This window comes from Candidatus Omnitrophota bacterium, from assembly GCA_028693815.1.
GTDB lineage: Bacteria > Omnitrophota > Gorgyraeia > Zapsychrales > Aceulaceae > Aceula.
The window spans coordinates 1-15,291 of sequence record JAQUUP010000002.1; the positions used below are offsets into that span (position 1 = coordinate 1).

15 protein-coding genes are annotated in these 15,291 nt (G+C 37.3%); all 15 read left to right on the forward strand.

The annotated features are described in order from the left end of the window. Positions 1–3,468 (forward strand): hypothetical protein (locus tag PHY73_00680; protein MDD3374224.1); only part of this gene is annotated, 3,468 nt, incomplete at its 5' end. 257 nt (positions 3,469–3,725) lie between these two features. Then, positions 3,726–3,926: a hypothetical protein gene (locus tag PHY73_00685; GenBank protein MDD3374225.1), complete on the forward strand. Its 201-nt coding sequence runs from the start codon at positions 3,726–3,728 to the stop codon at positions 3,924–3,926. Positions 3,927–3,991: 65 nt separating this feature from the next. After that, positions 3,992–4,540, forward strand: a complete 549-nt coding sequence (pyrR, locus tag PHY73_00690; protein MDD3374226.1) for a bifunctional pyr operon transcriptional regulator/uracil phosphoribosyltransferase PyrR — start codon at positions 3,992–3,994, stop codon at positions 4,538–4,540. Further along, positions 4,537–5,466, forward strand: coding sequence for an aspartate carbamoyltransferase catalytic subunit (locus tag PHY73_00695; protein ID MDD3374227.1), 930 nt, complete (start codon positions 4,537–4,539; stop codon positions 5,464–5,466). The genes pyrR and PHY73_00695 overlap by 4 nt, the downstream gene beginning before the upstream one ends. A 16-nt stretch (positions 5,467–5,482) precedes the next feature. Continuing rightward, the gene (locus PHY73_00700) at positions 5,483–6,760 is read left to right on the forward strand and encodes a dihydroorotase (GenBank protein MDD3374228.1); all 1,278 of its coding nucleotides are present in this window, start codon (positions 5,483–5,485) and stop codon (positions 6,758–6,760) included. Between the two features lie 44 nt (positions 6,761–6,804). Beyond that, a complete protein-coding gene (locus PHY73_00705) occupies positions 6,805–7,275 on the forward strand; it encodes a TIGR00725 family protein (protein MDD3374229.1) in 471 nt (156 codons plus the stop codon). A gap of 5 nt (positions 7,276–7,280) precedes the next feature. Further along, a complete protein-coding gene (locus tag PHY73_00710; GenBank protein MDD3374230.1) occupies positions 7,281–7,967 on the forward strand; it encodes an isoprenylcysteine carboxylmethyltransferase family protein in 687 nt (228 codons plus the stop codon). 55 nt (positions 7,968–8,022) lie between these two features. Next, complete coding sequence (locus PHY73_00715) at positions 8,023–8,793, forward strand: dihydroorotate dehydrogenase electron transfer subunit (protein MDD3374231.1); 771 nt, start codon at positions 8,023–8,025, stop codon at positions 8,791–8,793. A 10-nt stretch (positions 8,794–8,803) separates the two neighbouring features. Beyond that, complete coding sequence (locus tag PHY73_00720; GenBank protein MDD3374232.1) at positions 8,804–9,163, forward strand: sulfite exporter TauE/SafE family protein; 360 nt, start codon at positions 8,804–8,806, stop codon at positions 9,161–9,163. Next, positions 9,163–10,074 (forward strand): dihydroorotate dehydrogenase, encoded by a 912-nt coding sequence (locus tag PHY73_00725; GenBank protein ID MDD3374233.1) that lies wholly within the window; start codon positions 9,163–9,165, stop codon positions 10,072–10,074. Before PHY73_00720 ends, PHY73_00725 begins: the two co-directional genes overlap by 1 nt. Position 10,075: 1 nt before the next feature. After that, on the forward strand, positions 10,076–10,816 hold the full coding sequence (gene pyrF, locus PHY73_00730; protein MDD3374234.1) for an orotidine-5'-phosphate decarboxylase: 741 nt from the start codon (positions 10,076–10,078) through the stop codon (positions 10,814–10,816). 166 nt (positions 10,817–10,982) lie between these two features. Next, positions 10,983–11,594, forward strand: coding sequence for a hypothetical protein (locus tag PHY73_00735; protein ID MDD3374235.1), 612 nt, complete (start codon positions 10,983–10,985; stop codon positions 11,592–11,594). A 6-nt stretch (positions 11,595–11,600) separates the two neighbouring features. Further along, the gene (locus tag PHY73_00740; GenBank protein ID MDD3374236.1) at positions 11,601–12,149 is read left to right on the forward strand and encodes a DUF2764 family protein; all 549 of its coding nucleotides are present in this window, start codon (positions 11,601–11,603) and stop codon (positions 12,147–12,149) included. A gap of 107 nt (positions 12,150–12,256) precedes the next feature. Continuing rightward, positions 12,257–14,002: a V-type ATP synthase subunit A gene (locus tag PHY73_00745; protein ID MDD3374237.1), complete on the forward strand. Its 1,746-nt coding sequence runs from the start codon at positions 12,257–12,259 to the stop codon at positions 14,000–14,002. After that, the gene (locus PHY73_00750; protein MDD3374238.1) at positions 13,995–15,290 is read left to right on the forward strand and encodes a V-type ATP synthase subunit B; all 1,296 of its coding nucleotides are present in this window, start codon (positions 13,995–13,997) and stop codon (positions 15,288–15,290) included. The genes PHY73_00745 and PHY73_00750 overlap by 8 nt, the downstream gene beginning before the upstream one ends. Position 15,291: the final 1 nt, after the last annotated feature.

A 15,291-nucleotide genomic window follows, 5' to 3' on the forward strand; every position in this document is an offset into this window, starting at 1 on the left:
GATGTTCAACTCATCTATAATCAATATGTTGAATCTTTCAAGAAAGGTGTGTGTGATTTTATCAAGGTTGAATACGACGAGTATGCTCATAAGAATGTCCCACGAAAGTATTTTTCGGGAGGTCTATTCCTAGGCTTTGGCCAAGGAGCAGCAAGCGCGATTACTATGACCAAAAGCCAAAAGGCTGGAAGTTCCATTGGAAAGATCTTAAAGAATGCCGCTTTAGTTCTTCTGATTTCAATAGGATTGACTGCTCTTGCATTGGGCAGCCCTGATCTTAATATGGTCGAAATACTAAATATTACTAATCCTGATTCGTTGAATTTTTCTGATCTTTCGAACAAGTATGGATTACCTGAAAAAAGCCTTGAAGCAACAAAAAAACTTTCTGACATGGGATTCCCTATTTTTAGAGGTATTAATGCGTATGTAAATAATATTCCGACTTGGCAAATAATAGCTCTTTCAAAAGAACCAGGAGTTGTAGATGCAATATTACAAAAAGACTTTAAAGTATTTTACCAAAGTGTTAATGACACTTTATTTGAGGGAAAGGGTCCTTCGAGTGCAGCGGACTTATTTGGAGTCTGCGTTTTGTACAATCATTTAAATAAGAATTCTGAAGATAAAAAACTCTTGTATTCTCCTCAGTTTCAAGAAACTCTTGATTTTTTGCGGACAGAATTTCCTGATAATATAAAATTTTCTTCTGAATTTGCTATTCATGTTCTTAATTTTGCAAGAAATTTCGATAGGAATGAAATTGAAGAAATTATTGATAAGTTTGAAGGTTCACAAGTCGGACAAAAGATTTTTATAAACGATTTGATTATTTTGAATTATTGCAGAACAAATCCTCGTTTTTACCGTCTTCTTTTTAATCGAGAAGAGCTTGAGAATGAAGTTTTATCGACAATTTATAATGATTCTGCCGTAGAGCGAGATCCCGATAAGCGATCGTACGAAAAAGAAAGGCTTTTTCCTGAGGAAGTTAGCAAGTATCCAACCTTATTTCTTTTGCGTTCGCTTTTAGTCTATGAAGCGTTAAAAAATGATGCGGAGTTTCGTGATCAAATTGCTAAAATTTATTACGAGGATGAGCGCGACAAAACCACGGAATATGGCGGTTACTTATTAATTAAAGAAGGAAAGGTTTCTTTTAGTCTAGAAGCCGGCTATTCAAATAGTGATAGCTCTTTTCGTCAGAGAAGTTTGTGGATACCAGTTCTTGCAGATTTTCATTTTCACCCAATTAACGAAGGCTATGCAGGGCCGAGCTCACCTGATTTCAGGATGACTGCTTATAATGCTAATCGAGTAACTCAAGGTTTTGTTTTCTCCGCTGTGCCTGGCAGGGAGAGTAGAATTGCGATAAATGTCGATACCTACGTCCGTGATTTTTCTTTTAATTCCTTGCCTGCTGATTTTCTTTATAATCTTAATCTTGATCTTGGTGTTGCTATAATTCCTGCAAATAAAGATTCTTTGCCAAGCATACCAATATATAAATCTGAGGAACTTGAAGAAACCAGAGAAATTCTAAGAAAATTTATTAAGGAAGAGATAGAAAGAAAAAGGAATCCGCCCTCGTTGTCAGAAGGTGAAAAAAATATCAAAAATGAGGAGCTTTTGGATCTTGAGTCCTATAATTCTTATATTTTAGCCAAGAATATAGAAGAAAATCCTGATAAATATTTAGAAGAAATTATTGTATATGGCGATGAGGTTATTCGTTTTTTTAAAGACATAAATAGATTTCGGGAAATCCTAAAGATCGCTATAGAGCAATTTCCTGATTTAGCACTAAAAAATTGGGCGTGCAGTTTTTTTGACTCTGACCAGAGATCAGAAATACTGCTAACCATTATTGAAAAATCTCCAGAATTCGGATTTCAAAACTTTGGGAAAGAGTTTTCTTCTCTTAGAGAACGAAAATTTAAACAGGAATTTGTTAAAGGATTATTCCCTCTTTTTGAGAATAATCCCGAGATTGTTCTTAAACACGCTGATAATATTGTAAAAAGAAATTTAGATTTCTTTTTAGATAAAGAATCTAAGTTTAGCAAAAAAACTAAAAAGATGACAAAATCTAAACAGATAGCCGTTCTAACATTTGCCCTACAAAGACTCGCAGGCACAAAAGCACCTTTTGATCAAAAACATATCGATGAAGCGATTAATCTTGCTTTAGATTTAAACATCGGATCCAAAAATGATGACGCCAACAGCTCATCAGAAGGTGGGATGGAAACAGGATCCATAATAAAGCCAATGCAATTTGGAAAATTAAATATGAAAATTCTAAAACAAGGAAACATTCTTGGAGCTAGACAGGGAGATACTTTTCTTCCTTCTGCTTTTTATGATATGCAGTCGATGGTAATTGGCTCTGTGCTTAGAAATGAGGATTTGTCAGTCCTTGTTGAAGGAAAGGGCGATCAGCTCTTAGTTGAGCATGTTAATCAAGACAAAACATCTTCTTCGAATATTTTACAAAAATCTATTGCTGACTTAGAAAACCATCCGAATTGGAAAAAAGAATACAAAGAAAACTTGAAGCAGTTTATAGATTTAATTGAGAAAAAATATATCATTAAAGCTTATGAAAAAACTCCTGATAAATATCTTTATGCCGTAATTCGGATTCTTGATGATTGGCCTGCATACAGTAAGATAATTAAGAATCTGCAGGCAACTTTCGATAATTCTACTGTTGGTATTAGTTTTTCAAATAATACTGCAGGGTTTCTATCTGCTACAAGAGGCATGTCTAGAGTCCTTCAGCGAGGTCAAAAAATTTACGAAAATAGGTATTTAAATACAATTCAAGACTTAAAAAATAGCTTTCCTGAGAGAAATCTGACTTTTAAAAAGAGTTTTGAAAATAATCCGGGAGCATTTATTAAGGGCATCGAAGCACTATCGCAAAGAGATGTAACTAAAAAAAGCTGGCAGACCCACAAGGAAATTATTAGAGATTTATTGGATAAAGTTTTTGCGGGCGATTCTGCTGAACAAGCGTTGATAAATTATTTTTATTTCTTTTCTTTATTAGTTCGACGAATTTCTAAAAATAATCAAGAATTTTGGCAAATTGTCAGCAATGAAGGAACTAAAAAAGTCGTTAACGATTTCCTTTTTTCCCCAAGCGATTTTCTAAAGAATTTGAAATTAAACATAAAAGCTGGTTTGCAAGATAGCGCAAAAACTACCGGCGGTATCGACCCCGCCGAAACTGCATCGTTGGATATGAAGGGTGGAATTGATTTCAACGCTGAAAATATGAACGTGACCACCAAAGGCGATGAGATTGATTTTAATATTCCTTTGGATATGCAAAATATCACCTCTAGCAGTATCGAAGGTTTTGTGCCGATTATCATTAATATTACACCTGTGACAGATTTTATGGGATTGCTGGGACTAAAAAAAGATGATTTAAAAGAGAAAAAAGAAGTTAGAAGCTAGAGGTTAGGGGAACCGTTTCGCACCCCAGTGGTGTGAAACGGTTATTAATCAGGTACGTGTTTTCGGAACTTCGGAACTCTTTCTAACATCTATTTTCTATCTTCTGATTAGAATAATTTTTTATTTACTCGGTTTTCCCTGCTTGACAACTGTGTTTTTCAGTGCTATATTTTGTTTAATGTTAACCTTGAACCAGGACAAGTTCGATTCAGGGTAAACCTTTAAGCTGATTCTGTGAGATCGGCAAGGAGTTAAAAATGAATATAAGAAGACTATATCCACTTTCTGATTTCTGGGGAAAGTGGTTTTATTTTAATGAGCGCATGTTTTACGGAAGCAAGGCTGACGTAAAATATAAGCGCGAATTAACCCCGTGTCCGAAGGGCATCGGGGCTAATGAGAATTTAGTGTTAATGACCCCGAACACAAAATGTGTCGGGGTATTTTTTTTGTATTAAGGAAGTCCCGACTTGGCTGTTTTGTAGTCTCGCGGGGTAAACTGGGCGTATATAGGAGTTCATTTATGTCTGCTAATTCAAAAATTATGGATCAAGAAACAATCCGAAGAGCATTGATGAGGATTGCTCATGAGATTTTAGAGAAGAATAAGGGCAACCAAGATCTTTGCCTTGTGGGTATTCGCACTCGAGGAGCAATTCTGGCTGAGCGTATACAAAAATATATCAAGCAAATTGAAGATTGCGATATTCCTCTAGGGATTTTAGATATTACGCTTTATCGAGACGATCTAACGCTTGTGGATACGCAGCCGATTTTAAGAGAAACATTGATTGATTTTGATTTGGCAGGTAAGAAAATCATTTTAGTTGATGATGTTCTTTTTACGGGGCGCACGATTCGCGCCGCCTTAGATGCTTTGATTGATTTTGGTCGGCCTTCGAATATTCAGCTGGCTGTTTTAATTGATCGAGGTCACAGGGAGTTTCCTATTCGCGCTGATTATGCTGGAAAGAATATTCCGACTTCCATTGATGAAGACGTTCAGGTTGTTTTAAAAGAAATTGATGACAAGGAAGATCAGGTCGTTGTTAAGAAGAGGGGGAAGAAATGAGCGGGTGGAAAACAGGCGATCTTTTGGATTTAAGAGATTTGACGCGCGAAGATATTTATTCGATTCTAGAAACTGCAAAATCGTTTAAGGAAGTTTCGACTCGTGATGTCAAAAAAGTTCCGGCCCTTCGAGGAAAAACTGTTGTGATGCTTTTTTCTGAACCGTCGACACGGACACGTGTTTCTTTTGAGCTGGCGGCCAAAAGACTTTCTGCCGACACTTTGAATGTCAATGTTAGCGCAAGCTCGTTGTCTAAGGGTGAATCGATATTGGACATGGCTAAGAACATCGAAGCGATGAATGTGGACATGATTGTGGTTCGTCATAAAAGCTCGGGTGTTCCAAAAGTTTTAGCAGACGCCCTAACGCCGGGCATTATTAATGCTGGCGATGGTTGTCGGGCACATCCAACGCAGGCCCTTTTAGATATGTTTACGATTAAAGAAAAGCTGGGGAAGATTGAAGGGTTAAAGATTGCCATTGTTGGCGACATTTTACACTCACGAGTTGCAAGATCAAATATTTGTGGTTTAATTAAGCTTGGAGCAAAAGTGACTTTGTGTGGTCCCTCGACATTGATTCCAGTTGGCATTGAGGATCAGGGCGTTAAGGTGACGTATTGTTTAGAAGATGTTTTAGGCGATTCTGATGTGTTAATGTTTTTGCGTTTGCAGAGAGAAAGACAAGACGAAAAATATCTTCCATCCGTTCGAGAATATGTTCAGAAATTTGGCCTTAATAAAGAAAAATTGAAAATGGCCAAGAAAAATGTTGTGATTATGCATCCAGGCCCAGTGAACAGAGGCATTGAACTATCTGCTGATGTTTCTGACGGAGAGAATTCTGTTATTTTAGAGCAGGTGACCAATGGTGTTGCAGTACGTATGGCTGTTTTATATTTATTGTTAGGAAAAAAGGAAAAGTAGAGAAAGGCAAAAGAATATGGCGTTGCTTATAAAAAATGCAAATATCGTAAGCGCAAAAGGAATTGCAAAAGAGTGCCAAGATATTTTGATTGAAAAAGGGATCATTGAAAAGATTGCATCCAAGATTCCTGCAGGTGATCATAAAGTCATTGATGCGACCGGCAAGCTTGTTTTGCCAGGATTGATTGATCTTCATTGTCATTTGAGAGAGCCAGGTCAAGAGCACAAGGAAACCATTGAGACAGGTTCAAAATCCGCAGCCAAAGGTGGATTTACAACTATTTTTTGTATGCCGAACACAAGGCCACCTATTGATAACGCAAAAATTATAGAAGGAATTTTAAAGGAAGTTAGGCGGGTTGGACTTGTGAATATTATCCCTGTTGGGGCTGTGACCAAAGGACAAAACGGCGAAGAGTTGACAGATATTTTTGAATTAAAAGAAGCGGGATGTTTGGCTATTTCTGACGATGGGAAATCGGTTTCGAATAGTCAGCTGATACGTCATGCTCTTGAATATGCGAAAATGGCTAATATCCTTTTGATGGAACATTGTGAAGATCCAACATTTAGCCATGGCGTGATGAACGAAGGAAGCTGCTCAACTCTGTTAGGTTTAAAAGGGATTCCGGACATTTCAGAGAGTATTATTGTGTCGCGAGATATTGAGCTTGTGCGTTATCTAAAAACAAAAATTCATTTTTCTCATATTAGTTCAGCGCGCTCTGTTGAGCTTATTCGTGTTGCGAAATCGCAAGGCATTGAAGTTACGGCAGAAGCATGCCCACATCATTTTTCACTTACAGAGAATGATGTAGAATCATTTAACACAAATACAAAGGTCAATCCTCCTTTGAAAGCAAGGGCTGATATTGATGCGATCAAGCAAGGTCTTAAAGACGGCACCATTGATTGTATTTCAACTGATCATGCACCGCATACGGCTGAAGATAAAGAGCTTGAGTTTGATTGTGCACCTTTTGGAATGATTGGTTTTGAAACAGCCTTAGGCTTGGCCATTAAAGAACTTGTTGAAACAAAAGTTTTAACATGGGGCAAATTAGTTGAGCGCATGGCTGTGATGCCAGCGAAGATTTCTGGGCTAACAACTAAGGGTGAGATTTCTGAAGGTAAAGATGCGGATATTGTTATTATTGATCCTGACAAAGAGTGGGTCTTTGAAGAAAGTGAAATTGTTTCAAAATCAAAGAATTCTCCGTTTATAGGAAAAAAACTCAAAGGATGCGTAGAAACAACAATCTGTGGTGGGAAAATATCGTATCAAGTTAAATAACCCAATGTCCACCTCGAGGGTGGAAGAGGTTGAGGTAGGTGGGTATGAAAGTTACAATATCAGTCATCGGAAGCCATGATCTTACACATGGGGTGGAGCAATTAGCCCATGAAATAGGCAAGTTTATAGCTGAAATGGGTGCAATACTAGTTTGCGGAGGTCTCGGGGGAGTAATGGAGGCGTCTTCGAAAGGGGCAAAAGAGGCTGGAGGAACAACAATTGGTCTTTTGCCAGGCAAGGAAAAAAAGGATGCTAATCCGTATATAGATATTGCGCTTCCAACATCAATTGGATTTGCCAGAAATGCTATGGTGGCATGTTCGGCCGATATTATTGTGGCTCTTCCTGGGAGCCATGGGACAAATTGTGAGATTTGCTACGGTCTTGTTTATAAAAGACCTGTGATTGATCTTGGAAATTGGGGAATTGATGGTATGATAAAAGTTGAAAATTTAGAAGAAGCAAAAAATAAGATTAAAGAATATATAGACGAAATCAAGCAAGCAAGGAGTTAGATTTTATGAAAAAACGAGTGCAAGTCGATAGCCTTATTCTATCATCCACCATTATTCTTACGGGAGCGCTCTATTTGTTTCCTGGGTTGTATTCCAAAAATATTTGGTCAGATAATATTTTTGATTATTTGGGATTTTTAGCTCTACTTTTAGGTGTTTATTTACGTATGGCTGCTCGTGGATATAAAAAAGAATTTTCTAGGAAAGGTCACGGGCTTGTGTCCAACGGATTGTATGCGTTTGTTCGAAATCCAATGTATTTGGGAAGTTTTTTGATGGGGTCGGGATTTTTATTGATTGTTTGGCCATGGTGGGCTCTACCTATTTTTGCGCTTGCTTTTTATCGAAGATTTAACAAGCAAATGATCAAAGAAGAGAAGCACCTAGAGACACTTTTTGGTGATGAATATAGAAATTATTGCAAGAAGACACCACGTCTTTTTCCTGAAATTAAGAAAATAAAAAAGTTAAAGTTTTCAGAAGTATTTCCTTGGGACATCACTTGGAGCACAAAAGAAAAACGAGGGCTTTTTTTATGGCCGCTTTTAGGCATTTTGCTTGAAACATTTCAACAGCAAGTTATCTTTCATCAGATTAATGTTGGGCAAACAATTAAGATTGCTGTTTTTGCAGGAATTGTTTTTGCGATCAGTTTAAAAGTGCTATACAGAAACAATAAGAATTTAAAATAGAAAAGTCCTGCCTCTTTTGAAAGTGTTCTTAGGGCAAGATCATGGTTTCATAATTATGCTAAAAAATCAGTATCAGCTAAAAATTGCATCAAACAAAAAGATAACAAAAAATTTGTATCATATGATCTTTTCTGGCAAAGCAATTGGCATGGATGCAAAGCCAGGTCAATTTGTCCATTTGCGCGTTAATGATAAGCTGACACCTTTTTTCCGTCGGCCCTTTGGGGTGTTTCGCCTAAAAGATTCTCTCGAGATTCTTTATGATGTTGTGGGTTTAGGAACAACGATATTATCACAAAAGAAAAAGGGAGACATCTTAGATGTTATTGGTCCTTTGGGTTCATTTTTTTGTATGCCGCCCAAAGGAATAAAAACAGTTGTTTTAATTGCAGGCGGCATTGGCATTGCTCCTTTGCTTTCGCTTTCAGACGCATTGAGAAAAAAGAAATACAAAGTCGTTCTTTTGCAAGGGGGGCGCAACAAAGACCAGATTGTTGCTTCGAGTGAATTTAAGAAAAATGGTTGTGTTGTTCATGTTTCAACTGATGACGGAAGCGTTGGGATAAAGGGGAGAGTGTCAAAATTGTTTTCCAACATAAAAGGAAACTCAGATGAAATTTTTATTTATGCGTGTGGTCCTAAGCTAATGATAAAATCTGTTCAGACATTTGCAAAGAAACAAAATATTTGCGGTCAAGCATCTTTAGAAGAAGTCATGGCTTGCGGAATCGGGACATGTTTAGGCTGCTCGACAAAAACAAAAAATGGATACAAGACGGTTTGTAAAGATGGACCGGTTTTTAGTTTGGATGAGGTTGTAATTTAGGAGGTTTGCTATGCCGTATCTTTTGTACGTTTTAGTTGGATTGGTTGGTGGAATCTTTAGCGGGATTTTTGGAATTGGTGGCGGGGCGATTATGATTCCAGCGCTTGTTTATTTTTTTGGGCTTACGCAACATCAGGCGCAAGGAACATGTTTGGCGATTTTGCTTCCGCCTATTGGTATTTTAGCGGTTCTTCGCTATTATCAAGCAGGACATGTGAATTGGGTGATGGCAGGGTTTATAGCCCTTGGATTTGTTTTTGGAGCCTATTTTGGTGCAGATTGGATTCAGGCGATTCCTGGTCCGCAGCTTAAAAAAGCGTTTGGTTTGTTTTTAATCATCCTTGGTTTAAAAATGTTTTTCTTAAAATAATAATGAAAAATCTCTCTATTAAAATCGGTAATGTCACTTTTAAAAATCCTGTCACGGTTGCTTCCGGAACATTTGGATATGTTGAGAAATATTATAAAATAAGTGATGTTAAAAAGCTTGGTGCAATTGTTCCAAAAACAGTTACTCTTAATTCTAGAGAAGGAAACCCGTCGCCGAGGATTGTTGAAACCGCATATGGCATGATTAATGCGATTGGTATTGAGAATTTAGGCGTTGATTATTTTATCAAAGAAAGAATACCACAACTTTCAAAACTAGGCGTGCCAATTATTGTAAGCATTTCAGCTGGTTCGAATAAAGAATTTGTTATTTTGGCGAAAAAGCTAAATCAAGTTAAGACTATTAAAGCGATTGAGCTTAATTTGTCTTGTCCGAATCTTAAAAGTAAGAAATTAATTGCTCAAGACAAAAAAGCAACTTTTGAAGTTGTGCGTGCCGTTAAAAAAGCAGTTCAAAAACCAATTATTGCTAAGTTATCTCCAAATGTGACAGATATTACAGAGATTGCTATAGCTGCTGAAAAAGGTGGAGTTGATGCTGTCAGTTTAATCAACACGTTAATGGCAACCGCGATTGATATTAAGACACGAAAATTTATCTTAGGAAATAAAACTGGAGGCTTAAGCGGTCCTGCGATTAAGCCGATTGCATTAAAGATGGTTTATGATGTTGCGCAAAAGGTTAAGATTCCGATTATTGCCATGGGCGGCATTATGACAGCTGATGATGCATTAGAGTTTATTGTTGCAGGGGCATCCATGGTTGCCGTTGGCACAGCTAGCTTTGTTGATCCGAATGCGCCTTTGGATATTTTGAAAGGGATTGACGTTTATATGAGAAAAAATAAAATCAAGTCCATAAAACAATTAATAGGGAGTATTAACGAATAACATGAGCAAAGAAAAACCAAAACTTATTGTTGCTCTGGATGTTAGAACTTTTGAAGAAGCTAGAAATCTTATTGAAACGCTGTCTCCTGTTGTTGATATTTTTAAGGTAGGCAGCCAGCTTTTTACTTCTTGTGGCCCTGTTTCGGTTCGATATATTCAGGCTAAGGGCAAAGAGGTTTTTTTAGATTTAAAGTATCATGACATTCCTAACACTGTTGCTAACGCTGTAGAAGCCGCATCTTATTTGCAGCCATCTGGCAGCCCAGAGTTTAACAATAGTAATAAAAGTATTTTAATGTATACATTGCATACCGTAGGTGGTAAAGAAATGCTTCAAAAAGCTGCCCAAATGGCTCAAAAGACTGCCCAAAATTTAGGCTTTCGAAAACCGCTAAGTTTAGGCATAACAGTCTTGACAAGCGAAGAGAATGGGGATAATATACAAAATCTTGTTGTGCAAAGAGCTCTTTTAGCTAAAGAGGCGGGTCTTGATGGTGTTGTTGCTTCTGTTCATGAAGCCGCGCTGATTCGCCAAAAGCTGGGGGAAGATTTTGTTATTGTCACTCCTGGGATTCGTCCCAAGGATTCTGATGTTGGAGATCAGAAGCGCGTGGCAACACCTTCTTTAGCTGTATCAGCCGGGAGTAATTATTTGGTTGTTGGGCGTCCGATTGTTCAATCCAAAGATCCTCTAGAGTCCGCACAAAAGATACTTGAAGAAATTCAAAACGCAAGCAAATAAAGTTATTTGAGAATTCAATACACAATAAACAAATAACAAATAATATACAATTTCCAAGAATCAAAAAATAAACTTATTTGTGCTAAGTTTTTAAAATTTGTGATTTGGAATTTGTTTGGTGCTTATTCTTTGTGATTTATAATTTTTATTCTAAAGGGAGAAAAACATGGGAAGACAAGTTCAAGATTTAATCGATAAAATTAAACAAGAGGGCCTTGAGGCCGCAGAACAAAAATCTCAAGAGCTTGAACTAAAAGCACAGAAGAAAGCTGATGAGATTGTTGCCCAAGCAAAAAAAAAGGCTGCTTCAATCATTGAAAATGCTAAAGCCGAGTCTGATAAACTTGAGGCAAGCGCAAAAACAGCTGTGACTCAAGCGTCTCGCGACATGCTTCTTGATCTTAGAAAGAAAATTCAAGAAATGCTTAATAAAATTATTCTTAAAGAAACAACACAGGCGTTAACGCCAGAGATGATTTGTGAAGTTTTAAAGACAATTATTAAAAACTCTATGGATTCAAAGGCGGATGCCAAGATTGATATTAAGCTAAATCCAAAAGATCTTGATGCTGTTTCAAACGGTGTTGTTGCAAAGCTCAAAGAAGACGTAAGGAAAAATATTGAAATTCATGCCTCTGAAGATATTGACGTGGGATTTACCATCAGTTTTGATGCCGGCAAATCTTCGTTTGAATTTACAAATCAGAGTTTAGCAGAATACTTAAGTATTTATTTAAATCCAAAAGTTGCAGAGCTTTTAAAAGAGTCATCAAAATAAATTTTTATGAACAATCCGTACTATTATCTTATTTCGAGTTTGCCGATGTTAGACTTTGATAAAGAAGCCAATCTTTCTTATCAAGAGTTTTTTGATCTTTGCAAAGAACAGCTAAGCGATAGCGATTTTAGAATTCTAGAGAAAGCCACTTTGGATTATGATGATCCAACGCAGGAAAACCATGTATTAAACGGTTGGGCAAAGTTTAATCGAAGATTTAGAAATGAAATGATTCGTATTCGTGCAAAAAATCAATCAAGAGATTCTTCTGATTATATTCGAGGAGATCGTTACGTAGACGCGTCTTCTATCGAAGTAATAAACCGTGCGTTAAAAGCGGAAAATCCTTTGGAAGCAGAAAAAATGTTGGATCGTTTTAAATGGAAGAGATTAAGCGAATTTATCAAGCGGGATATTTTTCATGTTGAGGCGTTGATTATTTATAGTTTGCATCTCCAAATTTTAGAACGATACAAGACAATCAATTCTTCTCAAGGCAAAGAAAGATTCGAAGAATATAAACAATCAAAAGTACTGCAGTTAGTTTCAAAATAATTCTTAAGGAAACCCCGCGTCGCTTAAAGGCGTTCCTGGGGTAAATTCGCATAGCAACTTGCGAGCACTAACGTTCCGCAAGATTGCGTGCTCATTTAGGAGAAAATATGTCAGATAATTTAAGAAAAGGACAAGTCATTGGTGTCAATGGCAACATGGTATCTGTTGAATTCTTGACGAATGTCATGCAAAACGAAGTGGCGTATATCGTGCAAGGTAGCGATCGATTAAAGTCGGAAGTTATCCGTATTCGCGGAAAGCGTGCTGAGCTTCAGGTTTTTGAGGATACCAATGATATCAAAATTGGTGATTGTGTTGAATTTTCTGGTGAGCTTTTAAGTGTTGAGTTAGGTCCAGGTCTTTTAGGGCAAGTGTTTGATGGGCTTCAAAATCCATTGCCTCGTTTAGCACAGGATCATGGATTTTTCTTAAAACGTGGTGTTTATTTAAGCGCTTTAGAAGATGATCAGCAATGGGAATTTACGCCAACTGTAAAAAAAGGAGATAAGGTTCGATCTGGTTCAAAACTTGGATTTGTCCCAGAAAAGATATTTGAACACAGCATTATGGTTCCATTTCATCTTTCAGGTGAATTGGAAGTTGTTGAAATTGTTGCAAAAGGAAAATATAAAATAAAAGATGTTGTCGCAAAAGTAAAGAGTTTGGATGGAAAAACACACGATGTTTGTATGAAAACTATTTGGCCTGTCAAAATGCCTATTAATGCATATTCAAAAAAACTAAAACCTATAAAACCTCTTGTTTCGAAAATTCGTATTATTGACACGCTTGTCCCTGTTGCTGTGGGTGGAACATTTTGTACTCCGGGACCTTTCGGTGCTGGAAAAACTGTTTTGCAGCATTTGCTTAGTCGACACGCGGAGGTGGATGTTGTTGTCATTGCTGCTTGCGGTGAGCGTGCAGGTGAGGTAGTAGAAGTTTTGAAAACATTTCCAGAGCTTAAAGATCCTCGGACTCAAAAAACATTGATGGATAGAACGATTATTATTTGCAACACAAGTTCTATGCCTGTTGCGGCTCGAGAGTCTAGTGTTTATACGGCTGTAACCATTGCAGAATATTATCGTCAAATGGGATTAAATGTTTTCTTGTTGGCAGATTCAACTTCCCGATGGGCGCAAGCTATGCGCGAGATGTCGGGCCGTTTAGAAGAAATTCCAGGAGAAGAAGCTTTTCCAGCGTATCTTGAGACACGTATTGCTTCTTTTTATGAGCGTGCGGGTATTGTTCAGCTAAGAGACGGAAAAACAGGTTCTGTCACTATCGGTGGTGCGGTTAGTCCGGCTGGTGGAAACTTTGAAGAGCCGGTAACGCAGGCGACTTTAAAAGTTGTTGGCGCCTTTCATGGACTTTCGCGAGATCGTGCTAATGCACGAAAATATCCGGCGATAGATCCTTTGCAAAGTTGGAGCAAATACGAAAGCTTTATTGAATTTGAAAAAGTAGAAAAAGGTATCCGCATTTTAAAAAGAAGTGATCAGATTGATCAGATGATGAAGGTTGTTGGGGAAGAAGGCACAACGTTGGATGATTTTGTGGAGTATCTTAAAGGTGATTTTTTTGATTCTGTTTATTTGCAACAAAATGCCTTTGATGAAGTGGACGAGGCAACGATTGCCGATAGACAAAAATATATTTTTGATATTATTGTTGAGATCATTGATAAAAAGTTTGATTTTAAAGGAAAAGAAGACGCTCGAAAGTTTTTCTTAGACTTGCGTCAGAAATTTATCAACTGGAACACAAAAAAATTTAATTCTAGCGAATTTAAGAGTCTTGAAAAAAATGTTTTAGATCAAATACAAGTGACAAAGGTGGAGCAAAATGCATAAAGTTTATAATGAAATTATTCAAATTGCTGGAGATGTTATTACGGTTGAAGCAAAGAATGTTGGTTATAACGAATTAGCTGAAGTTCAAACGCAAGGGAGCATTTCCTTAGCACAAGTTATTCGTCTTGACGGAGATCGTGTGTCTTTGCAGGTTTTATCAGGAAGCCGTGGAATTTCGACAAACGATAAGGTTCGATTTCTAAAGCACCCTATGCAAGTGTCTTTTACGCAAGATCTTTTGGGTAGAATTTTTACCGGAAGTGGTGAGTCTAGAGACAATGGTCCTGCTTTAACAGAAAATATGATTGCTATTGGCGGGCCATCTGTTAATCCAGCTAAACGTATTATCCCGAAAAATATGATTCGAACCGGTATTCCGATGATCGATGTTTTTAATTCTTTGGTTGAATCTCAAAAACTTCCGATTTTTTCTGTGGCTGGCGAACCGTATAATCCGTTGTTGGCCCGCATCGCGATGCAGGCCGAAGTTGACATGATTATTTTAGGCGGTATGGGATTAAAATATGATGATTATTTATTTTTTAAAGACACGCTAGAAAAACAAGGTGCATTATCTCGATCAATTTTATTTGTACACACTGCTTCAGATCCGACGGTCGAATGCTTGCTTGTGCCTGACATGTCTTTAGCGGTTGCTGAACAATTTGCTCTTGAAGGAAAGCGAGTTTTGGTATTGCTTACAGATATGACAAATTTTGCTGATGCTTTAAAAGAAATCGCTATTACCATGGAACAGATTCCTTCAAATCGTGGATATCCGGGTGATCTTTATAGCCAGTTAGCTAAGCGTTATGAAAAAGCAGTTGATTTTGATGGAGCAGGATCAATCACGGTTTTGGCAGTTACTACGATGCCCGGTGATGATGTTACGCATCCGGTTCCGGACAACACAGGATATATTACTGAGGGACAATTTTATTTAAAAGGTGGAAGGATTGAACCTTTTGGATCTTTAAGTCGATTAAAGCAACAGGTTAATGGAGATACTCGTGACGACCATCGTACGATTATGGATCGTATGATTCAATTTTATGCGGACTATAGAGAAACTTTAGAAAAGAAATCTATGGGTTTTCAGATGAGTGGTTGGGATAATAAGCTTTTAAAATATGGGGATCGATTTGAAAAAGAATTAATGGCTTTGTCTGTTAACATTCCTTTAGAAAAGGCTTTGGATTTAGGATGGGAAATTTTATCAAGCACATTTGACAAATCCGAAACCGGCATCAAAGATGCTTTGATTGAAAAATATTGGCCTAAAAAATAAA